This window comes from Streptomyces rapamycinicus NRRL 5491 (assembly GCF_024298965.1).
Taxonomy (GTDB): domain Bacteria; phylum Actinomycetota; class Actinomycetes; order Streptomycetales; family Streptomycetaceae; genus Streptomyces; species Streptomyces rapamycinicus.
Window position 1 is genome coordinate 6,834,417 of the sequence record NZ_CP085193.1, and the last position, 25,315, is coordinate 6,859,731.

The 25,315-nt window shown below is 72.7% G+C and carries 16 protein-coding genes and 1 pseudogene; 12 read left to right on the top strand and 5 right to left on the bottom strand.

The genetic code is table 11. From position 1 onward, the window contains the following. Positions 1-123 precede the first annotated feature (123 nt). On the top strand, positions 124-2,598 hold the full coding sequence (gene pcrA / locus LIV37_RS28725; RefSeq protein WP_020870594.1) for a DNA helicase PcrA: 2,475 nt from the start codon (positions 124-126) through the stop codon (positions 2,596-2,598). Positions 2,599-2,713: 115 nt separating this feature from the next. On the opposite strand, the gene LIV37_RS28730 is transcribed toward pcrA, so the two are convergent. Both LIV37_RS28730 and LIV37_RS28735 read right to left on the bottom strand, forming a co-directional pair. After that, positions 2,714-4,426, bottom strand: coding sequence for a M23 family metallopeptidase (locus LIV37_RS28730; RefSeq protein ID WP_121825207.1), 1,713 nt, complete (start codon positions 4,424-4,426; stop codon positions 2,714-2,716). Between the two features lie 198 nt (positions 4,427-4,624). Beyond that, a pseudogene (locus LIV37_RS28735) lies at positions 4,625-5,182 on the bottom strand (alpha/beta fold hydrolase); the annotation flags it as partial. A 363-nt stretch (positions 5,183-5,545) separates the two neighbouring features. On the opposite strand from LIV37_RS28735, the gene LIV37_RS28740 reads away from it, so the two are divergent. After that, entirely contained in the window at positions 5,546-5,956 is a 411-nt protein-coding gene (locus LIV37_RS28740; protein ID WP_020870598.1) for a coenzyme B12-dependent isobutyryl CoA mutase small subunit, read from the top strand. Positions 5,957-6,184: 228 nt separating this feature from the next. Here LIV37_RS28740 and LIV37_RS28745 read toward each other — a convergent pair whose 3' ends face one another. Beyond that, a complete protein-coding gene (locus LIV37_RS28745; RefSeq protein WP_254807121.1) occupies positions 6,185-7,936 on the bottom strand; it encodes a DUF5691 domain-containing protein in 1,752 nt (583 codons plus the stop codon). Further along, positions 7,933-9,414: an SWIM zinc finger family protein gene (locus LIV37_RS28750; protein WP_254807122.1), complete on the bottom strand. Its 1,482-nt coding sequence runs from the start codon at positions 9,412-9,414 to the stop codon at positions 7,933-7,935. Before LIV37_RS28750 ends, LIV37_RS28745 begins: the two co-directional genes overlap by 4 nt. 137 nt (positions 9,415-9,551) lie before the next feature. Between LIV37_RS28750 and LIV37_RS28755 the strand changes: the two genes are divergently transcribed. The 8 genes from LIV37_RS28755 (at position 9,552) to LIV37_RS28790 (ending at position 21,733) form a co-directional block, all read left to right on the top strand. After that, positions 9,552-10,697 (top strand): ATP-binding protein, encoded by a 1,146-nt coding sequence (locus tag LIV37_RS28755; RefSeq protein WP_020870603.1) that lies wholly within the window; start codon positions 9,552-9,554, stop codon positions 10,695-10,697. Next, a complete protein-coding gene (locus LIV37_RS28760; protein ID WP_020870604.1) occupies positions 10,694-13,303 on the top strand; it encodes a DUF5682 family protein in 2,610 nt (869 codons plus the stop codon). The genes LIV37_RS28755 and LIV37_RS28760 overlap by 4 nt, the downstream gene beginning before the upstream one ends. After that, positions 13,300-14,631 carry a VWA domain-containing protein gene (locus tag LIV37_RS28765; protein ID WP_020870605.1) on the top strand — a complete coding sequence of 444 codons (1,332 nt, stop codon included), beginning with the start codon at positions 13,300-13,302 and terminating at the stop codon, positions 14,629-14,631. Before LIV37_RS28760 ends, LIV37_RS28765 begins: the two co-directional genes overlap by 4 nt. Positions 14,632-14,799: 168 nt before the next feature. Then, a complete protein-coding gene (locus LIV37_RS28770; RefSeq protein WP_148717791.1) occupies positions 14,800-15,672 on the top strand; it encodes a hypothetical protein in 873 nt (290 codons plus the stop codon). Positions 15,673-15,771: 99 nt separating this feature from the next. Continuing rightward, the gene (locus LIV37_RS28775; protein WP_020870606.1) at positions 15,772-17,229 is read left to right on the top strand and encodes a hypothetical protein; all 1,458 of its coding nucleotides are present in this window, start codon (positions 15,772-15,774) and stop codon (positions 17,227-17,229) included. A 347-nt stretch (positions 17,230-17,576) separates the two neighbouring features. Further along, positions 17,577-18,749 carry an ADP-forming succinate--CoA ligase subunit beta gene (sucC, locus tag LIV37_RS28780; RefSeq protein ID WP_020870607.1) on the top strand — a complete coding sequence of 391 codons (1,173 nt, stop codon included), beginning with the start codon at positions 17,577-17,579 and terminating at the stop codon, positions 18,747-18,749. 21 nt (positions 18,750-18,770) lie between these two features. After that, positions 18,771-19,655 carry a succinate--CoA ligase subunit alpha gene (sucD, locus tag LIV37_RS28785; protein ID WP_020870608.1) on the top strand — a complete coding sequence of 295 codons (885 nt, stop codon included), beginning with the start codon at positions 18,771-18,773 and terminating at the stop codon, positions 19,653-19,655. 206 nt (positions 19,656-19,861) lie between these two features. Then, positions 19,862-21,733 (top strand): cell division protein PerM, encoded by a 1,872-nt coding sequence (locus tag LIV37_RS28790; protein WP_148717790.1) that lies wholly within the window; start codon positions 19,862-19,864, stop codon positions 21,731-21,733. Between the two features lie 49 nt (positions 21,734-21,782). On the opposite strand, the gene LIV37_RS28795 is transcribed toward LIV37_RS28790, so the two are convergent. Then, positions 21,783-22,634 (bottom strand): hypothetical protein, encoded by an 852-nt coding sequence (locus tag LIV37_RS28795; RefSeq protein ID WP_121824390.1) that lies wholly within the window; start codon positions 22,632-22,634, stop codon positions 21,783-21,785. A 401-nt stretch (positions 22,635-23,035) separates the two neighbouring features. On the opposite strand from LIV37_RS28795, the gene purN reads away from it, so the two are divergent. Both purN and purH read left to right on the top strand, forming a co-directional pair. Next, positions 23,036-23,692: a phosphoribosylglycinamide formyltransferase gene (gene purN, locus LIV37_RS28800; protein ID WP_020870609.1), complete on the top strand. Its 657-nt coding sequence runs from the start codon at positions 23,036-23,038 to the stop codon at positions 23,690-23,692. Further along, positions 23,689-25,278: a bifunctional phosphoribosylaminoimidazolecarboxamide formyltransferase/IMP cyclohydrolase gene (gene purH / locus LIV37_RS28805; protein ID WP_020870610.1), complete on the top strand. Its 1,590-nt coding sequence runs from the start codon at positions 23,689-23,691 to the stop codon at positions 25,276-25,278. Before purN ends, purH begins: the two co-directional genes overlap by 4 nt. The last annotated feature ends 37 nt before the right edge of the window (positions 25,279-25,315 follow it).

Genomic DNA, 25,315 nt, shown 5'->3' on the forward strand with positions numbered 1-25,315 from the left:
GCCTGACGCAGGACGGTAGCCAACACGTGGGGCTCCTGTGAAGACTGGTGGCCGTTTTGCCCGAAACCGTTTCGTGATGTTCGGACGTCGGCTGTCAGTGGGGCGGCCTAGACTCGGGGAGCGATGAGCAGCCTCTTTGACGACAGCTTCCTGGCGGACCTCGGGCCTTCTCCGGACGAGGAGCGGCCACCGCCGCCCGAGGATTCGGCGCACCCTGGCCACGGTGGCGCCGAGGACGTGCCGCATCACCTCTTCAGCGGCGATTTCGAAGCGCCCGTGCCGCGGGAGGCCCACTACCGGGACGGCGCGGCCCGGCCCGCCGTGGACCCGTCCGCCCTGCTCGAGGGGTTGAACGAGCAGCAGAGGGCCGCCGTGGAGCACACCGGCTCGCCGCTGCTGATCGTCGCGGGCGCCGGCTCCGGCAAGACCCGGGTGCTCACCCACCGCATCGCCTATCTGCTCGGCGCCCGCTCCACCCACCCCGGCCAGATCCTCGCCATCACCTTCACCAACAAGGCGGCGGGCGAGATGAAGGAGCGCGTCGAGGAGCTCGTCGGCCCGCGGGCCAACGCCATGTGGGTGTCCACCTTCCACAGCGCCTGCGTCCGCATCCTGCGCCGGGAGTCGAAGAAGCTGGGCTTCACCTCGTCGTTCTCGATCTACGACGCGGCCGACTCCAAGCGGCTGATGTCGCTGGTCTGCCGGGACCTGGATCTCGACCCCAAGCGGTTCCCGTCGAAGTCCTTCAGCGCCAAGATCTCCAACCTCAAGAACGAGCTGATCGACGAGGAGACCTTCGCCGGGCAGGCTACGGAAGGTTTTGAGAAGACGCTGGCCGAGGCGTATGTGATGTACCAGGCGCGGCTGCGCGAGGCCAACGCGCTGGATTTCGACGACATCATCATGACCACGGTCAATCTGCTCCAGGCGTTCCCGGACGTCGCCGAGCACTACCGCCGCCGCTTCCGGCACGTCCTGGTGGACGAGTACCAGGACACCAACCACGCGCAGTACACACTCGTGCGCGAGCTGGTGGGCACCGACACCGAGGAGACCACTGCCGCCGAGCTGTGCGTGGTGGGCGACGCCGACCAGTCGATCTACGCCTTCCGGGGCGCCACGATCCGTAACATCCTCCAGTTCGAGGAGGACTACCCCACCGCGCGGACGATCCTCCTCGAGCAGAACTACCGCTCGACCCAGACCATCCTGAGCGCGGCCAACGCGGTCATCGAGCGCAATGAGAACCGCCGCCCCAAGAACCTGTGGACGGACGCCGGCGCCGGGGCCGAGATCATCGGCTATGTGGCCGACACCGAGCACGACGAGGCCCAGTTCGTCGCCGACGAGATCGACCGGCTGACGGACGCGGGCGACGCCAAGGCCGGGGACGTGGCGGTCTTCTACCGCACCAACGCCCAGTCCCGTGTCTTCGAAGAGGTCTTCATCCGCGTCGGGCTGCCGTACAAGGTCGTCGGCGGCGTGCGCTTCTACGAGCGCAAGGAGGTCCGGGACGTCCTCGCGTATCTGCGGGTGCTGGCCAACCCCGAGGACTCCGTCCCGCTCCGCCGGATCCTGAACGTGCCCAAGCGCGGCATCGGGGAGCGCGCGGAGGCCATGATCGACGCGCTGTCGCTGCGCGAGAAGATCACCTTCCCGCAGGCGCTGCGCCGGGTCGACGAGGCGTACGGCATGGCGGCCCGCTCGGCCAACGCCGTCAAGCGGTTCAACACGCTCATGGAGGAGCTGCACACCATCGTGGAGTCCGGGTCGGGCCCGGCCACCGTCCTGGAGGCGGTGCTGGAGCGCACCGGCTATCTGGCCGAGCTCCAGGCGTCCACCGATCCGCAGGACGAGACCCGGATCGAGAACCTTCAGGAGCTCGCCGCCGTGGCCCTCGAGTTCGAGCAGGACCGAGGCGAGGAGAACCCCGGCACCCTCGCGGACTTCCTGGAGCAGGTCGCGCTCGTCGCCGACTCCGACCAGATCCCCGACGAGGACACCGAGGGGTCCGGCGTGATCACGCTGATGACCCTGCACACGGCGAAGGGCCTGGAGTTCCCGGTCGTCTTCCTCAGCGGCATGGAGGACGGCGTGTTCCCGCACATGCGGGCGCTCGGCCAGACCAAGGAGCTGGAGGAGGAGCGGCGGCTGGCCTATGTCGGGATCACCCGGGCCCGCGAGCGGCTCTATCTGACCCGCTCGACGATGCGCAGCGCCTGGGGACAGCCCGCGTACAACCCGCCGTCCCGCTTCCTGGAGGAGATCCCGGACCAGTATGTGCGCTGGCGGCGCACCGGGCCCGCCACCCCGTCCGCGTCCATGGGCGGCATCGCCTCGACCCCGTCGTCGGGGCTGTCGTCCGGTCTGTCGACGTCGCGTTCGCGCACCGGAGGCAGCGGGTTCGCCACCCGGCGGGCCAAGGAGCGCCCGGTGGTCGCCCTGGCCATCGGTGACCGGGTCACCCATGACTCGTTCGGGCTCGGCACGGTGGTGGCGGTCAAGGGCAGCGGGGACAACGCGGAGGCGACGATCGACTTCGGCGACGAGAAGCCGAAGCGGCTGCTGCTGCGGTACGCACCGGTGGAGAAGCTGTAGGTGGAGAGGTTGTAGCTGTGGAGAGGCCGTAGCGGGGCCCGGCCGGGGCTGGGCGCCGAGGCTGTAGCGCGCCGGTGGGCGCGCTACAGCGGTGCTGTCGGCGGCCCTGGCCGGATCAGGTCGGGTCGAGGCCCTTGCCGCGCAGCCAGGGCAGCGGGTCGATGGCCGCGCCACCGCCGGGGTGGACCTCGAAGTGCAGATGCGGGCCGGTGGAGTTACCGGAGTTCCCGGAGTACGCGATGGTCTCCCCGGCCTTGACGGTCCCGGAGCGGATCTTGGCGCTGCTGAGGTGGCAGTACCAGGTCTCCGTGCCGTCCGGGCTGGTCAGAACGACCATATTGCCGTAGGCGTCGTTCCACTGCGTCCTTACGGTGCCATCGGTGGCGGCCATCACGGGCGTCCCGTAGCTCACCGGGAAGTCGATGCCGGTGTGCACCGACATCCAGTTGATACCGGCCTGGCCGAACTGGGCGCTCAGGCCGTGCTGGGCGACGGGCAGCGCGAACTTCGGGCGCAGCGCTTCCTTGCGCGCCGCCTCGGCCGCCTTGCGCTTCTTCTCGGCGGCCTGGCGCGCCTGGAGGTCGATCCGCTCCTGGGTGCGGCTGGCGCGGTCGCGGAAGTCGTCGGCGCCCTCCCGGACCCCGGCGAGCTGGGAGTCCAGCTTGCTGTTGGCGACGGAGGGCTTCACGGGGGCCGCCGCGGTGTCGGGGGCGGCCTGAGTGGTGGACTCGTCCTTCTTGTCGCTCCCCACGCCGCTGACCGAGGCGGCGGCCACGGCGGTGACGCCCAGGGCGCAGACGGAGGGGACGGCGACGGTGAGCAGTGCGGAGCGCTTGGGACGGGGCGAGGGGGTACGGCGGCGGCCGCGGTTCGCCTCCCGGCGAGGGGAGGGGGCGGATTCCCGCATGACCGCCGCCTCGGGTTCAGGTTCGGCTTCGGGGCCGGGGCCGGAGTCGTACGGCTGGTCGGGCTCGTTGACCGGCTCGAAGACGGCGGTGTGCTCGAACGCGCCGGGCTGCTCGGGGATGACGGCCTGCTCGAACGCGGCGGTCTGGTCGTAGGCGTTGGGCTCGTGCTCGGGCTGGTCGAGCCCTGCTTGATCGAAGCCGGAGTGGTGGTCGAACCCCTGCTGGTCGAGCCCCTGCTGGTCGAACCCCGGATGGTTCAGCCCCGAGTGGTCGTACTGCGCCTCGTCCACGGTCCCGTAGACGGAGGTGTCCCAGACCTGGGTCTGACCGGTGTCCACGCCCGAGGCGTACGCCTCGGCCTCGTACCCCGCCCCGTGCTCCCACTGATCCGGTACCTCGGTGTGGCCGGTGGCGCCCGTGTCCCAGGCGCCGATGTCCCACTGGGCGCCGGTCTCGGCGTCCTGCTGGGCGGGGATGCCGGTGGGCAGGTGATAGCCGGAGGCGGCCCACATCGCGGTGGTGTCGTAGGAGCCGGAGTCGTAATGGGCCGTGTCGTAGTGGCCGGTGTCATGGTGGCCGGTGTCATGGCCCAGGTCGTAGTGGCCGGTGGCGTACGACCCCGTCTGGTGGTGCTGGTCGGCCGTGGCCCACTGCGAGGCGTCGTACTGACCGCTGTGGGCGCCCTGCCCGCCGTCGTACGCGCCCGGAAGCGCGCCGAAGAGCGGATCGCTGTCGCCGTAGAGCGGGTCGCCGTCACCGTAGGCGGTGGCCAGGTGGGCGAAGTTGCCGGTGGAGTACCCGTCGTACCCGACGTAGCCGTGCGCTGTGTCCTGCCGCTGACTGTAGGCCTCGCCGTACGGATACGAGGCGTCGGGAGCGGGGACGGTCGGAGAGGCCCCCGACGGGTGACGGTCGTTCACCACCACTTCTCTTTCGCCTCGGCTGCAGGAGAATTAGCGGCGACTGTACCCGGCAGTACGCGGCAGCGACAATCTTCCGTGAGATTTGAGCATCTCGGCAAAGGGCATTTGGCCGTCTTTCGGCTGACTGTACGTGCTTCCTTGGCCGGATGTTCGATTGACGTTCGGCAATTCCGAGGCTTCTGAACCATCGGGAACCGCGCCGGAGGCGTCCGCCGGCGCCTCGTCGGCGGCGTTCAGGGCCTCACGGATGCGGGCCGCCACGGAGAAATGCACCGCCAGGGCGAGATGTCCGATTCCGTTGACGCGGATGTTCTGGGAGATCACATCCGGATGGTCTATCCGAACCGTCTCCTTCGGGATCATCAACTGATCCACATCGCTCCAGAAAGCGATGAATCGCGTACGGCAATCGGGGGCAGGCTGCCGCAACTCCGTTATCACCGAGGAGTCCGGGCGCATCTGACGCACGAGTGGATGTACGGACAACAGGGGCGCGATACGTGTGCCGCCGTGCGGGGTGCCGAGCGTCACCAGGGTGTGGACGCGGGCGTCGCCGCCGAGACGCTGGACGTAGTAACGGGCGATCAGGCCGCCCAGGCTGTGCCCGATGACGTCCACCTGGCCGTGGCCGGTGCGGGCGCAGGCCTCCTCGATATGGCGGCCGAGCAGCGCGGCGGCGGTGCGGAGGTCGCACGGCAGCGGTGAGTAGTTGAGCGCCTCGATGTGCTGACGGCCGTGGCGGCCGGCCTCCCGCGACGCGGCGCGCGGGAGGCGGCTGGAGGCTCCCCCGAATGCCCTCATGGGCAGCCGGTCGCTTCGGTCATGACGCAGGACCGCCCGTCGCACCGCGGCGCCGTGCGGCTCGCGGCGGCGCTGCGCGGTGCGACGGTCCCCGCTGCGGCTCCCCTGATGTGGCCGGCCCGAGCGTATGCGGCGTCCGCGCGGATGCGGATGCAGGTACGGGTGCAGGTACGGGTACGGGTGCGGCCTTCAGTGAACGTGTCCCACGTGTGACTTCCCCCTCGCTGCGCGCCGCGAAACTGCCCGGTAGGGGATCCTGGAGATAACGTTCGTTCACGTCAATATGGGTAAGTGTGTGACGGCTTGGAGGCTGCGATGGGTGTGACCGGTCCGATCCGTGTGGTGGTGGCCAAGCCGGGGCTGGACGGCCATGACCGTGGGGCGAAGGTGATCGCGCGGGCGCTGCGCGACGCGGGCATGGAGGTCATCTACACCGGGCTCCACCAGACCCCCGAGCAGATCGTCGACACCGCGATCCAGGAGGACGCCGACGCGATCGGGCTGTCCATTCTGTCCGGTGCCCATATGACCCTGTTCGCCAAGGTGCTGGAGCTGCTGCGGGAGCACGACGCGGAGGACATCAAGGTCTTCGGCGGCGGGATCATCCCCGAGGCGGACATCCCCCCGCTCAAGGAACAGGGCGTCGCCGAGATCTTCACCCCGGGCGCGACCACGACAGCCATCGTCGACTGGGTCCGCAAAAACGTTCGCCCGGTAGCCGCCTGACCCGCCGCACCGCTCTCGCCCCGGGCCCGTCGCACTGCTCTCGACCGGGGCCTGAGGCCCTGGCCCTGAGCCAAGCCGGGATGCCGGAGCACGGCCGGAGCCCGTGGCATCCACGGCCGGAGCCCGTCGCTCCGCCGACGCCGTGGGACGGACGTCCGAACGCCGGATCAACCGGCCGCGAGCACGCCCCGAGCCCAGGGCGTCCCACGAGCCGGAAGCCGGTCCGGGTCAGCTCGGGTCGAGCTCTGCTCGCATCGCTTCCCTCAGCCGGAGTGTGCCGACCAGTCGTTGGAACGCTTCCGCCCAGTAGCCTCCGGCTCCCGGCGCCGCTCCTTCCCTCTCGTCCGGTATCGCCGTCAGCACTTCGAGGCGGTCCGCCTGGGTCGGGTCCAGACAGCGCTCGGCCAGGCCCATGACGCCGCTGAAGCTCCAGGGGTAGCTGCCCGCGTCGCGGGCGATGTCCAGGGCGTCCACGACGGCCCGGCCCAGCGGCTCGGCCCAGGGCACCGCACACACCCCGAGCAGCCGGAATGCGTCGGACAGCCCGTGGGACGCGATGAACTCGGCGACCCACTCCGCCCGTTCCCGGGAGGGCAGCGCGGAGAGCAGCTTCGCCGGGTCCCGCCAGGCGGCGGGGGCCGCCTCCCCGGCGGTGACCGGCGCGACCGCCGGGGTGCCGAGCAGCGCACGGCACCACTCGGCGCTGCGCTGCCGCACCGCCGCCCGGCACCAGGCCGCGTGCAGATCCGCCTGCCAGCCGTCCGCGACGGGCAGCGCCACGATCTCGGCTGGACGCCGTCCGCCGAACCACTCGGTCCAGCGGTCCAGCGGGGTCGCCTCCACCAACTGGCCCAGCCACCAGGACCGTTCCCCCCGGCCGGAGGGCGGCTTGGGCACGACGCCGTCGCGCTGCATTCCGCTGTCGCACTCGTCCGGCGGGCGGACGGTTATCCGGAGTGTCCGTCCGTCGGCCGCCAGCCCGTCTCCGGTCGGCCTGTCGCCGGTTGCCTCGGCGGTCAGCCCATCTGCGGTCGGCCCATCCGCGGTCAGCGACACGCAGCCCCGCGACCGCTCGGCCATGCGCGTGGCGAGGGCCGAGTCGGGGAGTGCGGAGAGCAGCTCGGCGGCGGTCGCCCGGACGTTCCGGCTGCGGTCGGACAGCGCCTGTTCGAGGAATGGCTCGTCGGAGGGGGAGAGATCGTCGCGCAGCGAGTCCAGGAACATCAGCCGGTCCTCGGCCCGCTCGGTCGGCCAGGTGCCGCTGAGCAGCGCCAGCCCCGCCGCTGGGTCGCGGTGGCGGGCCGCCGACAGCAGCGACACCCGCTCGGCGAACAGCCCCTCCTCCCACAGCCGCTGTTCCTCGTCCGGTGCGGGGGCCGCCCCGGACGGCTCCGAGAGCGATGCGGACGCCCGGCCCGCCGCGCCCCGCAGCGCGAACTTCCAGCCCGGGTTGAGCCGGGCCAGCCACAGCGCACGCGGCCCGCCCAGCGTCAGCGCCTCGGCCCGCAGATCGGTGCGGGCGCGGGCCGCGTCGAGCAGCGCCGGGAGCAGCGCGTCCGGCACGCGATAGCCGTGGTGATTGGCCAGCGCGAGCCACTGAGGCAGCAACTCGGCGAGGTCGGGCGCGGAGCGCGAACCGCCGCGCCCCGGCGCCGAACGGTCGGCCAGCAGCAGCGCGAGCCTGCTGCGGGCGGCCGCGGGCAGCGCCGGGCGCGGGTCCTCGGGCGCCCGGCCCGGCCCCGGCCGGGCGGGCGCGGGCCGCAGCCCGGCCCGCCGCCGCACCGTGCTGAGCGCGGCCGCGTCCAGCAGGGCGGACGGCACGTCCTGCCCGGGGCGCGGCGCGACGGGCGGGGTGCGCCGCTCGGTGCCGAGCAGCGCGGCCGCGACGAGATCGTCCCAGGACGCGGTGGACGCGGTGGACGTGCTGGACGCGGTGGCTGCGACGGACGTGCTGGCCGCGACGGGCGTCGTACTGGTCAACGGGTGCCTCCCTGCGCTGCCGTGCCGATGAGCGAGACGGCGGTCGGATCCCAGGTGGTGATGGGGGAGAAGCCGGCGTGGCCGCACTCACCGAAGACGGTGACCGGGCCACCGCCGGATATCGACATCAGCTGCCACAGATCGGTGCGCCCCGCACAGCGCGGATCGACGGGCAGCGCCGAGCCGCTTCGCTCGTCCGCCAGCTGCCATCCGTCGTCGCCCCCCGGGACGGGCACCACATCGGTGAGCACCACCGGCCAGCCGTCCAGCCACGGATCCTCCCCGAGCGCCGTCCCATAGGCCGCGAGCGCGGTCTCGACATCGCACCCCTCGGGGGCTCCAGGCACCTCGCACCCCTCAGCGGTCGGAGGCGCCACGGGAGGCAGCGCCTCCGCCGCCTCCCGCAGCTCCTCGTGGTGCTGGGGGCGGAGCGCCGCCCGCAGCGGCCGGGCCGCGGGGTAATACGTGAGGTCCGCGTCGAGCACCAGCCCGGTGGGCAGTGCGAGCTCGGGGGACTGGCCGGGGGCGCTGAAGGAGAGCAGCAGCGCCATACGGTTCGTACGCTCGCCCCGCAGCCAGATCCGGCGCGTGGTCAGCCTGCCGTCCGTGCCGTCCTGGCGGCCCAGCACCAGCCAGCGGTCCCGGATCGCCTCCTCCGTCGCCAGCAGCTCGGCCACCGGTGTCGTGAGGCCCACGCGGGTGCGCGTGGTGGCGGCCAGCTTTTCCGGGATGCCGTCCAGGTGGAGAAAGCCCTGGTTGAGCAGGTGGGCCAGCGCGCACTCCTCCAGCAACCGGCCGGGCCACCCCGGACCGGACGACGGAATCGCGGCCAGCTCCCGCACCCGCGCCTCAAGGCCCGGTGCCTGGGCGTCGATCATCCGCGCGGCCGTTTCGTCCCACGCCCCGTACCCGGCGCGGTCGGCGGAGGCCAGACCGTCGCGGAGCAGATCGGCGAGCCGCCGCTCCAACTCCGTGGCGCCCGCGGCGATGCGCTGGGTCCGCCGCTCGGCGCGGCGGCGCGCCGCCTCCGGATCGGCCGCGCCTCCGCTCCCCCCTTTCCCCGCGCCGTCCCCCGTCCCGCCGCCGGGGCCCGGGCCCCCATCCCGGGCCCCGGCGGCGAGCTTTTCGGCCCGCTCCCGCCGGTCGCCGAGCCACTGCCCGGCCCACTCCGGCGGCTCCCCGCCCGCGGGCACGCCCCCCTCGCCGGACGTCCACAACAGCAGCAGCCCCAGCGCGTGCTTGCACGGGAACTTCCGACTCGGGCAACTGCACCGATATCCGGGCCCGTTCAGATCGACCACCGTCTGGTACGGCTTGCTGCCGCTGCCCGAGCACAGCCCCCACACCGCCCGCCCGTGCGCGCCCGCGCCCGACCACTTGCTGGCCGCGGCGAGCTTGCCGCCCGCCGTGCGCGACGCGGTGTCAGGAGCCAGGGCCAGCACCTGCTCCGCCGTCCAGCGTTCCCCCTGCGGATTCATGTCTGCGACGGTACGGGCACCCACTGACAATCGCTCTGACCTGTGCATTCGCTGACGGGCAGCCGGTTGTCAGTGGGGTGGTGCAGTGTGGTTCACGCGTCCGGAAACGGAGCGAGGAAACGAGTCGTGGGGGAGCTGTGACCGTCACTGTGCCCGGAACCGAATCCACCGATACGAGCGGGGCGGCAGAGGCCGCCGGAGCCGCGGAAGCGTTGCGTCCACATGCGGAGGACGCCTTCGCCGTCGAGCTGAGCGCACTGGCCGCGGCCGACGACCGCCCGCGTCCCGCACGATGGCGGCTGTCGCCGTGGGCGGTCGCCACCTATCTGCTCGGCGGCACGCTGCCCGACGGCACCGTGATCACACCCAAGTACGTGGGCCCGCGGCGCATCGTCGAGGTCGCCGTCACCACCCTCGCCACCGACCGCGCCCTGCTGTTGCTGGGCGTGCCCGGCACCGCCAAGACATGGGTCTCGGAGCATCTGGCGGCGGCGGTCAGCGGTGACTCGACCCTGCTGGTCCAGGGCACCGCCGGGACGCCCGAGGAGGCCATCCGGTACGGGTGGAACTACGCCCAGCTCCTCGCCCACGGCCCGAGCCGGGACGCTCTCGTGCCGAGCCCGGTGATGCGCGCGATGGCGGACGGCATGACCGCGCGCGTGGAGGAGCTGACGCGCGTCCCGGCCGATGTGCAGGACACGCTGATCACCATCCTGTCCGAGAAGACGCTGCCGATCCCGGAGCTGGGGGAGGAGGTCCAGGCGGTCCGCGGCTTCAACCTGATCGCGACCGCCAACGACCGCGACCGCGGGGTCAACGAACTCTCCAGCGCTCTGCGCCGCCGCTTCAACACGGTCGTGCTGCCGCTGCCCGCGACCCCGGAGGACGAGGTCGACATCGTCTCCCGCCGCGTCGCCCAGATCGGCCGCTCGCTGGAGCTCCCGGAGCTCCCGGAGGGCGTCGAGGAGATCCGCCGGGTGGTCACGGTCTTCCGCGAGCTGCGCGACGGAGTGACCGGTGACGGCCGTACGAAGCTGAAGTCGCCCTCGGGCACGCTGTCCACGGCCGAGGCCATCTCCGTGGTCACCGGCGGCCTCGCGCTCGCCGCCCACTTCGGCGACGGCGTGCTCAGGTCGGGTGATGTGGCCGCGGGCATCCTGGGCGCGGTCGTCCGCGACCCGGCGGCCGACCGCGTGATCTGGCAGGAGTACCTGGAGACGGTGGTCCGTGAGCGCGAGGGCTGGAAGGACTTCTACCGCGCGTGCCGAGAGGTGACCGCATGACGGGCGCCCCACGGGCGCGGGCCGCCGGCCCGCTGCTGCTGGGCGCGCGGCACCACGGGCCCGGGTCGGCGCGTGCGGTGCGGGCCGCGCTGGAGGCGTGCCCACCGCGCGTGGTGCTGATCGAGGGGCCGCCGGAGGCGGACGCGATCGTGGGGCTCGCCGCAGAGAAGGACATGCGCCCGCCGGTGGCGCTGCTCGCCCATGCCGCGGACGATCCGGGGCGCGCCGGATTCTGGCCGCTGGCCGGGTTCTCCCCGGAGTGGGCGGCCATCCAGTGGGCGCTGGCCCATGAGGTTCCGGTGCGGTTCATCGATCTCCCGGCGGCCAACTCGCTGGCCATGGCGGCGAAGAGGCCCCCGGCGCCCTCGCCCGCCCCGGCCGGTCCGGCGAACCCGCACACCCCGGTTGATCCGGCTGATCGGGCCGATCCGCCCGCCCCGGCCGACCAAATCGACCCGGGTGACCCGGCCGCCCCGGGCGGCCAAGCGGCTCCGGTCGCCGACCAGGCCGAGCGGATGCGTGTCGATCCACTGGCCGTGCTCTCCGAGGCGGCCGGATACGACGATCCGGAGCGCTGGTGGGAGGACGTCATCGAGCACCGCGGCACCGGCGGCGCTGAGGCGTTCACGGCCGTGGCGGAGGCCATGGGGGCGCTGCGCGCCGAGTACGGGCACGGCGGGCACGAGGACGACGCGGTGCGCGAGGCCCATATGCGGCTGCGGCTGCGCGAGGCCCGGCGGGAGTTCGGGGACGAGGTCGCGGTCGTCTGCGGGGCCTGGCACGTACCGGCGCTCGGGGAGCGGACCACCGTGGCCGCCGACCGGAAGCTCCTCAAGGGGCTGCCCAAGGTCAAGACCGAGATCAGCTGGGTGCCGTGGACCCACCGGCGGCTGGCCCGGCACAGCGGATACGGGGCCGGCATCACCTCGCCCGGCTGGTACGACCATCTCTTCCACGCCCCGGACCGGCCCGTCGAGCGCTGGCTCACCAAAGTCGCCGGGCTGCTGCGGGACGAGGATTTCGCGGTCTCCTCGGCCCATGTCATCGAGGCCGTAAGGCTCGCCGAAACCCTGGCCGCCATGCGCGGACGCCCGCTCGCCGGGCTCGCCGAGACCCTCGACGCCGTGCGGGCGGTGATGTGCGACGGCTCCGATGTGCCGATCGCGCTCGTCCAGGACCGGCTCGTGGTCGGCGACACCCTGGGCGAAGTGCCCGAGTCGGCTCCGGCGGTGCCGCTCCAGCGCGATCTGACGCGCACCCAGCGCTCGCTGCGGCTCAAGCCCGAGGCGCTGGAGCGCGAGCTGGAGCTGGACCTGCGCAAGGAGACCGACGCGGGACGCAGCCGTCTGCTGCACCGGCTGCGGCTCCTCGGGGTCGGCTGGGGCACCCCGGCCGTCTCGCGCGGCAGCACCGGCACCTTCAGGGAGACCTGGCGGCTGCGGTGGGAGCCGGAGCTGGCCGTGCGGGTCGCCGAGGCGGGGGTGTGGGGCACCACAGTGCTGTCGGCGGCCACCGCCAAGGCGGAGACCGAGGCCCGGAGCGCCAAGGGGCTCGCCGAGGTCACCGAGTTGGCCGAGCGCTGTCTGCTCGCCGGGCTCTCCGGGGCCCTCCCCATCGTGATGCGCTCGCTCGCCGACCGGGCCGCGCTCGACGCGGACGTCGGCCATCTCGCCCAGGCCCTGCCCGCCCTGGTGCGCTCGGTGCGCTACGGGGACGTACGGGGCACCGGAACGGCCGCGCTCGGCGAGGTGGCGGTCGGGCTGGCCGAGCGGATCCTGGTCGGGCTGCCGCCCGCCTGTGTCGGTCTCGACGCCGACGGCGCCGCCGAGATGCGCCGCCATATGGAGGCCGTGCACCGGGCGATCGCCCTGCTGTCGGAGACAGAGTCGGCCGGGACAGAGGCAGGAACCGGGACAGAGTCGGCCGGGACAGAGATGGGAACCGGAACAGAGACCGGGACGCAGCCACACACGTGGACCGACATGTCGACTATGGACTTGTCGACAGCCGAGACGCGGGCGGCCGAGCCCCGCGCCGCCGACGGTCTACGGGCCCGCTGGGCCGCCATGCTGCGCAACCTCGCCGGGCGGGACGGCACCCCCGCCACCCCCGGGCTGATCCGGGGCCGCGCCGCGCGGCTGCTGCTGGACGACGGCCGGCTCGCCGAGGACGAGGCGGCCCGGCTGATGGGGCTCGCGCTCTCGCCCGGCACCCAGCCGCCCGAAGCGGCCTCCTGGATCGAGGGGTTCATCGGCGGCGGCGCGGGCGGCGGCATGCTGCTCGTCCACGACGAGCGGCTGCTCGGCCTGGTCGACCGCTGGCTGGTATCCGTTCCCGCCGAAGCGTTCACCGACGTCCTGCCGCTGCTGCGGCGCACCTTCTCCGCGTACGACACCGGCGTGCGCCGCACCCTGGGCGAGCTGGTCCGCCGGGGCCCCGCGGTCGACGGGTCCACCGTAGTCGGCGGCCAAGGCGCCCCCGCCGCACCCGGCTTCGGCCCCGGGCTGGACCCGGACCGAGCGGCGGCCGTCGTACCGACGGTGCGGCTGCTGCTGGGCCTCGATCCCGCCCCGCACGCCAACGACTCCATGGAGGCAGCCCGATGACGCACGGCGCCCCTTACGTCGATGCCGAACCCCTCGTCGATGCCGAACCCCACGGCGGTGCCGACCCCCACGGCGACCCCGCCCCCAACCACGACAGCCCCCAGAGCGACCATGCCCACCCCCGGACCGACCAGGAACGGCTGCGGCGCTGGCGGCTGGTGCTCGGCGGCCAGGGCGCCGACGGCACCGGCTGTTCGCTCAGCGGGGCCGACGCCGCCATGGACCGCACGCTCGAGGCCCTCTACGGCTCCGGAGGTGGCGACGGCGCGGGCGGCAGCGGCACGGCCGTCGGGCGCAGCGGCGGCTCCCAGGGTGCCGGGAGCGGCGCGCGCTCCGGTGGGCTCGGCGGTTCCGCGCCGCAAGTGGCCCGCTGGCTCGGTGACATCCGTACGTACTTCCCCACCTCCGTCGTCCAGGTCATGCAGCGCGACGCCATCGACCGGCTGGGGCTGTCCGCCCTGCTGCTGGAGCCGGAGATGCTGGAGGCCGTGGAGGCGGACGTCCATCTCGTGGGCACTCTGCTGTCCCTCAACAAGGTGATGCCGGAGACGACCAAGAACACCGCGCGGGCCGTCGTCCGTAAGGTCGTCGAGGATCTGGAGAAGCGGCTGGCGACCCGTACCCGCGCCACCCTCACCGGGGCGCTCGACCGCTCCGCCCGGATCAGCCGCCCGCGCCACCGGGACATCGATTGGGGCCGCACCATCCGGGCCAACCTCAAGAACTACCTGCCCGACCACCGGACGGTCGTCCCCGAGCGGCTCATCGGATACGGGCGGGCGGCCCGCGGGGTGAAGAAGGACGTGGTGCTGTGCGTCGACCAGTCGGGGTCGATGGCCGCGTCCGTGGTCTACACCTCGGTCTTCGGCGCCGTGCTCGCCTCGATGCGCTCCCTCGCCACCCGGCTGGTCGTCTTCGACACCTCCGTGGTCGACCTGACCGAGGAGCTCGACGATCCGGTGGACGTCCTCTTCGGCACCCAACTCGGCGGCGGCACCGACATCAACCGCGCGCTGGCCTACTGCCAGTCGCAGATCACCCGCCCCGCCGACACCGTTGTCGTCCTCATCAGCGACCTCTACGAGGGCGGCATACGCGAGGAGATGCTGGGCCGGGTCACCGCGATGAAGGCGTCCGGGGTGCAGTTCGTGACGCTGCTCGCGCTGTCCGACGAGGGGGCGCCGAGCTACGACCGCGAGCACGCGGCGGCCCTCGCCGCGCTGGGCGCGCCCGCCTTCGCCTGCACCCCCGATCTCTTCCCGGACGTGATGGCCGCGGCCATCGAACGACGTCAACTGCCTATACCGGACATGGCGATGCATCAGTGATCCGGGGCTTGCGCCGACCCCTGTGGGTCGTGCAAGGATCATCCCCGTCGCCCAGGACATGAATCCAGCCATCCGGTTGGCGATGTCGTCCTGTTCCGGCGGCCCACAAGCCATATCGCCACGCTTACGTGCCCGTTGTACGACTCGTACTCAGGGAAGGCCCCGCTCGTGTCTGTCACGTCCGCCATGCCTGTCGCCGTGCGCCTGCCGCGCACGGTGGCCGCGCGGCGGGCCCTGCTGGCGGCGCTCTTCCTCGGTGGCTTCCTCGCCCTGGGGTTCCTCTTCGGCGGCAGCGCTCACGCCGCCGAGCGGAGCGACCAGGGCGCTGCCGTCGGTGCGACGAGCGAACAGGCCGGTGTCTCTGCCGACCGCTCCGGTGTCTCCCGGCTGCTCGACCCCTCGGGTGTCGAGCGGGCGCGGCAGCAGGTGGAGCGCACCACGCACAAGGCCCAGGACGTCGTACAGGAAGCCGTGCGGCCCATCCAGGAGCCGGTCGAGCGCCAGGCGCAGAAGATCACCAAGCCGATAGACGACCTGGTCGGCGGCGCCACCAGCGGCGAGCTGCCGGTGCGCCTTCCCGAGGTCGGCATCGGTGACGCGATCGGCGTGGGTCCCCAGGACTCCGCGGCGCACCACGGCCCGGCCGCCGGGCACCACGCGGCCAGGGCCGAACCGGCGACCGTGCACGAGGCGGCGCCCGCGGCGCCAGAGCCGATGGGGCCCGGGGCACACGCCCAGGCCGTCATCGCACACGCCGACGCGGCCGTCTCCCGCGACGGGCACGGGCCCGTCGTCCGGGCGGCCGTCTCCGGCACCGGCCCGGACGGTGGCGCCCCGGCGCCGCTGCCCCTTCCGCGGTCCCCGCTCGGGGCCACCTCCCAGTACACCGGCGACAGCGGCGCTTCCCGTGGCGGGAACACCCAGGCCGCTCTTCCGCCGTCCGGCGTGCCGTCCTTCGGGCTGAAGCCCGGTACGGTCCGCGCGGAGAGCTCGGCGCCGACGCGCGAGCGGTTCAACGAAGTCCTCGAATTCCCCGGCTAGGGCAGACCTCACCCCCGTCTGTATGAGACCTGCCGCGCGGGGGCGGGTCAGGTCTGCCCGTCCGAAACCCCTCTTGACTTTCGAAGGACTTCCTCCACCATGCGCAACAACCTTCGCCGCTCCATCCTCGTAGCCGCTGCCGCCACCGGTATCTGGGCCCTCGGCTCGGCCGCCGCCTCCGCCGCCGAGAACCCGGCCGTCCCCTCCACCGACGGTGTCACCAGCACCGTGGACGGCGTGACCAAGACGGTCGACGGTGTGACCGGCGGCGTGGCCGACACCTCCAAGGTGACCGACACCGCGAAGAAGACCGTGGACGGCGCCGCCTCCACCGTCGACGGCGTCACCGCCCCGGTGCGGGACCGCGTCCCCGGCGCCGAGAACCTGCCGCGGGTCTCGGATGTCACCAAGACCGTCGAGCACACCACCGACGGCCTGACCGGCGACGTCGCCGGCAAGCCGGACAAGGTCGTCAAGAAGGCCCACAAGGCGGTCAAGGGCGTCGAGAAGACCGTCAAGAAGACCACCGACCTCGACCTGCCCACCGGCGAGGTCCCCGGCGTCGTGCCCAGCCTGCCCGGCCTCGGCTCGCTGCCGACGACCCTGCCCGACACCTCCACGCTGCCCACCGGCTCGCTGCCGAACGTCGACGGCGTCACGGGCCAGCTGCCCACCGAGCTCCCCGCCACCCCGAAGCTGCCCACCGCCCCGGGCTCGGCCAATGACCTGCTCGCCTCCCTCTCCGGCGCCGGGATCCGCCCGGAGGAGCTGACCGGCAAGGTGCAGGGTGTCGTCGGCACCACCAAGCCGGCCGTGGACGGTGTGGCCTCGGACGTGCTGCCGCCCGCCGTGTACCGCCTCGTGGTCAAGGTCGTCCCGGTCGCCGAGCGGACCGTGGGTGACACCGGTGCGCTGGCCGACGACGCCGTCGCCCGCACCACCCCGTACGTGGACGTCGTGACCGGCAGCGCCGAGGGCTTCGCGCTGGGCACCGCCTCCAACGTGGTTCCGGCCGCCCAGGACACCGTCGACCGCCTGGTGCCGGTGGTGGTGAGCGTGCCGTCCACCGCCGTGCCGTTCGCGCAGGACGTGGCGGGCACCACCGTGCCGTTCGCCCACGGGCTGGCCACCGGCGTGGTCGGGAACGCCCAGACCACCGTGGGGAACGCCAAGGACGGTGCGCTGAGCCTGCTCCCGGCGGTGCCCACCGACCTGACCGACGTCGCCAACATCCCGGCCCTCCCGGTGCTCCCGGCGGACCTGCCGCAGCTCCCCGCGGACCTGCCGACCGTCCCGGCCGACCTGCCGCAGCTCCCCGCCGAGCTCCCGCAGCTCCCCACCGACCTCCCGCAGGTCCCCGCCGACCTGCCGCAGCTCCCGGCGGACCTGCCGCAGCTTCCCGCGGACCTGCCGCAGCTCCCGGCCGACCTGCCGCAGCTCCCGACCGTTCCGGCCGACCTGCCGCAGCTGCCGGCTGACCTCCCGCAGGTTCCGGCGGACCTGCCCTCCGTCCCGGTCCAGCTGCCGACCGTTCCGGGCACGCTCCCGACCGTCTGATCGCTCCGGCGGGCGTCAGGCAGTCAGGCCGTGAAGGCCATGAAGGCAGCGAAACCGTAAAACCGTAAGGCAAGCGACATCGACCGGGCGGCCCTCGTTGGGGAGGGGGCTGCCCGGTTGTCGTACGGAGATAGATGGAAACGGTCGCGATCTGTGACCGTAATCACCGCTCCAGTGTGATCTGCGATTTAGGGCCGCACGGCCCACGGAGATAACCTGCGAGACGGACATGCCGCGTACCCGGCGATCGTGTGCCGCCCTCGTTAAAGATCGCGTCCTCACGCTGCCCCCGCGGCACGCCCGCGCTGATAACGACCGCGATATCCATGGAAAAGGGACGGACGCGCGTGGACCTGTTCGAATACCAGGCGAGGGACCTCTTCGCCAAGCACGGTGTACCGGTGCTGGCCGGTGAAGTCATCGACACGCCTGAGGCGGCGCGCGGGGTGGCCGAGCGCCTGGGCGGCCGCGCGGTCGTCAAGGCGCAGGTCAAGGTTGGCGGCCGCGGTAAGGCGGGCGGCGTCAAGCTGGCCTCCGACCCGGCCGATGCCGTGGAGAAGGCGACCCAGATCCTGGGCATGGACATCAAGGGCCACACGGTCCACAAGGTGATGCTCGCCGAGACCGCGGACATCAAGGAGGAGTACTACGTCTCCTTCCTGCTGGACCGCACCAACCGCACCTTCCTCGCCATGGCCTCCGTCGAGGGCGGCGTGGAGATCGAGGTCGTCGCGGAGCAGAACCCCGAGGCGCTCGCCAAGATCCCGGTGGACGCCATCGAGGGCGTGACCCAGGAGAAGGCCGCCGAGATCGTCGCCGCCGCGAAGTTCCCGGCCGAGATCGCGGACCAGGTCGTCGCGGTCCTGCAGAAGCTGTGGGTCGTCTTCATCAAGGAAGACGCCCTGCTCGTCGAGGTCAACCCGCTGGTCAAGACCGAAGACGGCAAGGTCATCGCGCTGGACGGCAAGGTCTCCCTGGACGAGAACGCCGCCTTCCGGCAGCCGGAGCACGAGGCGCTCGAGGACAAGGCCGCGGCCAACCCGCTCGAGGCGGCCGCCAAGGCCAAGGGCCTCAACTACGTCAAGCTCGACGGCGAGGTCGGCATCATCGGCAACGGCGCGGGTCTGGTCATGTCCACCCTGGACGTCGTCGCCTACGCGGGCGAGAGCCACGGCAACGTCAAGCCCGCCAACTTCCTCGACATCGGTGGTGGCGCCTCCGCCGAGGTGATGGCCAACGGTCTCGAGATCATCCTCGGCGACCCGGACGTCAAGTCGGTCTTCGTCAACGTCTTCGGTGGCATCACCGCCTGTGACGCGGTCGCCAACGGCATCGTCCAGGCCCTGGAACTGCTGAAGTCCAAGGGCGAGGACGTCAGCAAGCCGCTGGTCGTGCGACTCGACGGCAACAACGCGGAGCTGGGTCGCAAGATCCTCACCGACGCCAACCACCCGCTCGTATCGCAGGTGGACACCATGGACGGCGCGGCCGAGCGTGCCGCCGAGCTGGCTGCGAAGTAAGGGACGAGGTCACCAGAAACCATGGCTATCTTCCTCACCAAGGAAAGCAAGGTCATCGTCCAGGGGATGACCGGGTCCGAGGGGCAGAAGCACACCCGTCGGATGCTTGCCTCGGGCACCAACATCGTCGGCGGCGTGAACCCGCGCAAGGCCGGCACCACCGTGGACTTCGACGGCACCGAGATCCCGGTCTTCGGGTCCGTCAAGGAGGCCATCGACGCCACCGGCGCCGATGTCACGGTCATCTTCGTCCCGGAGAAGTTCACCAAGAGCGCGGTCATCGAGGCGATCGACGCCGAGATTCCGCTGGCTGTCGTGATCACCGAGGGCATCGCGGTCCACGACACCGCCAACTTCTGGGCCTACGCGGGCAAGAAGGGCAACAAGACGCGCATCATCGGCCCGAACTGCCCGGGTCTGATCACGCCTGGTCAGTCGAACGCGGGCATCATCCCGGCCGACATCACCAAGCCCGGCCGGATCGGTCTGGTGTCGAAGTCCGGCACGCTGACCTACCAGATGATGTACGAGCTGCGGGACATCGGTTTCTCGTCCTGCGTGGGCATCGGCGGTGACCCGATCATCGGCACCACCCACATCGACGCCCTCGCCGCCTTCGAGGCCGACCCCGACACCGACCTGATCGTGATGATCGGCGAGATCGGCGGCGACGCCGAGGAGCGGGCCGCGGACTTCATCAAGGCCAACGTCACCAAGCCGGTCGTCGGCTATGTGGCGGGCTTCACCGCCCCCGAGGGCAAGACGATGGGCCACGCGGGTGCCATCGTCTCCGGCTCCTCCGGTACCGCCCAGGCGAAGAAGGAGGCCCTCGAGGCCGCGGGCGTGAAGGTCGGCAAGACCCCGTCCGAGACCGCGCGCCTGGCGCGCGCCGCGCTGGCCGGCTGACGCCGCGAGGCTCGATGCCGCGGGCCCGTACCACCCCATGGTGGTGCGGGCCCGCGGCGTTCCCGGGCGACGGATACCCGGGCGGAACGCGGCAAGCCACCCATCCGTCCCACCACGCTATAAAAGACGCATAAGCGGACTAGCCGCGACACGGCGACCAAACCTTGATGTAGGGATGAAACGGCTGTTATTGGCAGCATGGTCACGTGACGCAAACGACCGATCGCAGCCCGTCGGTGTCCGCACGCGACCGCTCAGCGCCCCGGCGCTCCTCCGCCATCAGGGAGGCGTTCCTCGGCGGAGTGGTCGCCGCGGGGCTCGGCCTCGGCACGCTCGCCGTGGTCGTACTGCTGCTGTGGATCACTTCCTCGTCCCCCGAGAGCAGCCCCGACGGGGCCCTGCATGTCGCCGCCGACCTGTGGCTGCTCGGCCATGGCGCCGACCTCGTGCGCACCGAGACGCTCTCCGGCCACACCGCGCCCGTCGGGCTGACCCCGCTGCTGCTCAGCGTGGTGCCGTGCTGGCTGCTCTACCGGGCCGCCCAGCACGCCGTCTACCAGGGGGAGCCCGACGAGGGCGACGGGCAGTGGGTGCCCGAGGAGTCCGTCGTCGATCCGCGCACCGCCTTCGCCTGGGTCACCGGCGGCTATCTGCTGGTGGGCACCGCCGCCGCGGTGTACGCCTCGACCGGGGCGCTGCGGGTCGACCCGCTCAGCGCGCTGCTGCATCTGCCGGTCGTCGCCGGGGCCGTCACCGCGCTCGGTGTGTGGACGGCCGACGGACGGTTCCCGCTCCGGCTGCCGGGACGGGTGAGCGAGAGACTGCGGCGGCTCCCCGGCGCCGACTGGACCGTAAGGACGGCCGTCTCCCTGGCCGCGCGCAGCTGGTGCCGGCGCCGCCGGCTGACCGCCGCGCTACGGGCCGGGACCAGCGGTCTCGTCGTCCTGCTCGGCAGCGGTGCGCTCCTTACGGCGACGTCGATGCTGAGCCACGCGGGCGCCGTGCAGGTGACGTTCCTCAACCTCAGCGATGTGTGGTCGGGGCGGTTCGCGGTGCTCCTGGTGAGCCTGGCGCTGCTGCCGAACGCGATCGTCTGGGGCGCCGCGTACGGGGTCGGGGCGGGGTTCACGGTGGGCGGCGGCAGTGTGGTCGCGCCGCTGGGCATCACCTCCTACCCCCAGCTGCCGCACTTCCCCCTGGTCGCCGCGCTGCCCACGGACGGCTCCGGCGGTCCGCTGGTCTGGCTCACGGGGATCGCGGCCGGGGCGTCGGTGGCCTGGTTCATCGGGGTCGCGGCGGTGCGGCGACCCGGCAAGGGCGAGCCCAGGCCGCCCTGGGGCTGGGCCGAGACGCTCGTGCTCGCCGCGCTGGCGGCGGTCGGCTGCGCCGCCGCGATGGCGCTGCTGGCCGGGGTCTCGGGCGGACCGCTGGGCATCGGCATCCTCGCCGGCCTCGGCCCGAGCTGGTGGCGCACGGGCATGATCACGCTGGCCTGGACGGGAGTGATCGGAGTGCCGGGCGCGATGGTGCTGCGCTGGTACCGGCTGTGCGTCCCCACCAGAGCCTCCTGGCCGGAGTGGAAGGCGGCGCGGGCGGAGCGCCATATGGCCCGCGTGCAGGCCCGTACGGCGGCCAGGGAGGCCCGTACGGAGGCCAAAGCCGCCCGTGCGGCGAGGGCCGCGGCCGAGGCGGAGGCGCGGGCGGCGGTGCTGCCCACGGTGTCGCCCATGGAGTCGGCCGAGGTGCGCGAGGCGATGGCCGAGCCGTGGTGGCAGTGGCTGCGCCCCGGGGCGCCGGGCGCCGACCGCAAGCGGAACCGTAAGGCGGGACCCGGTCCCAGTGCTGAGCCGGGGCGGGAGACCGGACGCGAGACCGGGGTGGGCACGATGGCCGGGCTCGCGACCCCGGCGGGCACCCCGGACGCCGCCGGGGCGGCCCGTCCGCGGCGCTGGGCGCTGAGCCGGAAGCGTGCTCCCGAGCCGCAGCCGCCCGCCGAGTCCCAGCCCGCCCCGAACCCCGTCCGCACGGAGCCCTCACCGCGGCCGTCCCCGCCGGACGACGCCCGCCGCGAACCGTAAGGCGGACGGCAAGCGGGTGCGAGCCGTCCGCCGCGCGGGCCCGGCGCCGTCAGTCCTGCGTGCTCAGCAGGGGGCGGAGCTGCTCGGGGAGCAAGGTTTCGCAGTCGTGGCGCGAGGTCTGCGTAAGGGCGTCGTCCACGCAGGTGTAGTAGTCGCTGTAGACGACCTGGAAGCTGAACGTCGCCGCGACGATCGCGAGCGCGAGCCCGCCCGTCACCAGACCGCTGATCGCCGCCGTCGACTGCGGCTTCGACGGGCCGCTGCCGGGCGCGGGCAGCGCCGCCCGGGCGGCGCCCGGAGGCGGGGGCGGGGCGTTCAGGGGCGCGGCGGCGGCCGGGGACGGCGCCGTACGGCGCGGCTTGGCCCGCAGCGAGCTGATGCCCCAGTACAGGGCCAGCACCCCGAGCAGCAGCGCGATCTGCGGCAGACTGAAGAGCGCGAAGAAAAACGCCCACATGCCCGACAGCAGCGCGTACCGGGCGCGCCGCTGGGCCGGGTCGTTGGGGTCCCAGCGCGGGCCGCCGGGTCCGCCGGGGCCGGAGGGGCGGTTGGAGCCCGGGGCGCCGCCGAAGCCGCCGCTCTGGCGGCCGGGCTGGCGGCTGCTCCACTGGCTGCCCCAGGCCGGGGGCTGCTGCGGCTGCTGACCGCCCTGGTCGCCGTCCGGCCCGTCCGGCCCGTCCTGGCCGTCCTGGGTCCCTGGGCGGCCCTCGCCGCTCTCGCCGCCGGAGCCGTCCGGCCGGTGCCGGGGCCGCCAGGGCTGGTCCGGCCTGCCCTCGGGCGGTGGGGCGAACGGATTGTCCTCGTGCTGGTCCCCGTTCGGCCCGCCGGGGGCGGACGAGGACGAGGAGGACGAGGAGGGCGACGACTGCTGCTCCCGGAGCAGCGGCGTCGTACGCGACATGCGGGCGCGCCTCATCGCCGCCCCCGGGCCTGGGCGGGGGGCGGAGTGAGGCGATGAGCCGCGCGGCGGCGTCGGTCCGGCATGTGGAGTGTGTCTTCCCCTTGTGTCGTCGTCCTGCACGCCGGGGCGGGTACGGCCTGGTGCCGTACGGCGCGGGTACGGCCGGTGCCGTACGGCTCGGGGCGCGGGTACGGCGGTCGTTCCCACGGCGTCAGTGGCGTCAGTTGCATTCGCAGTCCAGACGCTACCTCCCGTGCCCGCCCCCGTCCCCTGGGGGCCGCTTCGTGTGCCGGTATCGTTGCTGACGGTCGGCGGCTTCGTAGAGTTCCCCGGAATTGATGAGTCCGCGACCTTGTACGACCACACAAACGGCAGCACCGCCCGCGAGAAAGAACCCCGCCGTGGCCTCCCCGCCTCCCCCCGCCAGTCCTGCGCGCCCCGGGCGCCCGGTCCGCCTCGTCGTCCTCGTCTCCGGCTCCGGTACGAATCTCCAGGCGCTGCTCGACGTCATCGCCGCCGAGGGCGTGGCCCGCTACGGCGCCGAGGTGGTGGCCGTGGGCGCCGACCGCGACGGCATCGAGGGCCTGGCGCGCGCCGAGCGCGCCGGGATCCCCACGTTCGTGTGCCGGGTCAAGGACCACGCCGGCCGTGCCGAGTGGGACGCGGCCCTGGCCGAGGCCACCGCCGCCCACGAGCCGGACCTGGTGGTCTCGGCCGGGTTCATGAAGATCCTGGGCCAGGAGTTCCTGGCCCGGTTCGGCGGCCGCTGTGTCAACACCCATCCCGCGCTGCTCCCCAGCTTTCCCGGCGCCCATGGCGTGCGCGACGCGCTCGCGCACGGTGTGAAGGTGACCGGATGCACCGTCCACTTCGTCGACGACGGCGTCGACACCGGCCCGATCATCGCCCAGGGCGTGGTCGAGGTCCGGGACGAGGACGACGAGTCCGCTCTCCATGAGCGGATCAAGGAAGTCGAGCGCTCGCTGCTCATCGAGGTCGTGGGGCGTCTGGCCCGTCACGGCTACCGCATAGAGGGACGAAAGGTAAGGATCCCGTGACCGCCGAAGGTACCAAGCGGCCCATCCGCCGCGCGCTGGTCAGCGTCTACGACAAGACGGGTCTCGAGGAGCTGGCCCGAGGGCTGCACGCGGCGGGTGTCCAGCTCGTCTCGACCGGCTCGACGGCCGCGAAGATCGCCGCCGCCGGGGTCCCGGTCACCAAGGTCGAGGAGCTGACCGGCTTCCCCGAGTGTCTCGACGGCCGCGTCAAGACGCTGCACCCGCGCGTCCACGCGGGCATCCTGGCCGACCAGCGGCTGGACTCCCACCGTGAGCAGCTGCGGGAGCTGGGCGTGGAGCCCTTCGAGCTGGTCGTGGTCAACCTCTATCCGTTCCGCGAGACGGTCGCCTCGGGTGCCGCGCCGGACGAGTGCGTCGAGCAGATCGACATCGGCGGCCCCTCCATGGTCCGGGCCGCCGCCAAGAATCACCCGTCCGTGGCCGTGGTCGTCAACCCCGAGCGGTACGGCGACGTCCTCGAGGCAGCCGCGGAGGGCGGTTTCGACCTGGATGGGCGTAAGCGGCTGGCGGCCGAGGCGTTCCAGCACACCGCCGCCTACGACGTGACGGTGGCCAACTGGTTCGCGGCCGCCCGCGGCGGAGCCGCTGATGGACACAGCGCGGCGGCGGACGACTCCGCCTTCCCGGACTTCCTGGGCGCCACCATCACCCGTAAGAACGTGCTGCGCTACGGCGAGAACCCGCATCAGCCCGCAGCCCTCTACACCGATGGCAGCGGTAAGGGGCTCGCGGAGGCCGAACAGCTGCACGGCAAGGAGATGTCGTTCAACAACTACACGGACACCGAGGCCGCCCGCCGGGCCGCGTACGACCACACCGAGCCCTGTGTCGCGATCATCAAGCACGCCAACCCGTGCGGGATCGCGGTCGGGGCGGATGTCGCCGAGGCGCACCGTAAGGCGCACGCCTGCGACCCGCTGTCGGCCTTCGGCGGAGTGATCGCCGTCAACCGCCCGGTGTCGGTCGCCATGGCCGAGCAGGTTGCCGAGATCTTCACCGAGGTGATCGTCGCCCCGGCGTACGAGGACGGCGCGGTCGAGGTGCTCGCCCGTAAGAAGAACATCCGCGTGCTGCGCTGCGCGGAGCCGCCGGCGGACGCCACCGAGCAGCGTCCCATCGAAGGCGGCTTGCTGCTGCAGGTCAAGGACCGCCTCCAGGCCGAGGGCGACGACCCGGCCAACTGGACCCTCGCCACGGGTGAGGCGCTGGACGCCGACGGCCTCGCCGAGCTGGCCTTCGCCTGGCGCTCCTGCCGCGCGGTGAAGTCCAACGCGATCCTGCTCGCCAAGGGCGGCGCCACGGTCGGCGTCGGCATGGGCCAGGTCAACCGCGTGGACTCGGCGAAGCTGGCCGTCGAGCGGGCCGGCGCCGAGCGGGCCGCCGGTGCGTACGCCGCCTCCGACGCCTTCTTCCCGTTCCCGGACGGCTTCGAGGTGCTGGCCGAGGCGGGCGTGAAGGCCGTGGTGCAACCGGGCGGCTCGGTCCGTGACGAGGCGGTGGTCGAGGCCGCCCAGAAGGCGGGTGTGACCATGTACTTCACGGGCACGCGCCACTTCTTCCACTGAGCGAGTACCGAGTGACCAGCGAGCGAGCACCGGGCGA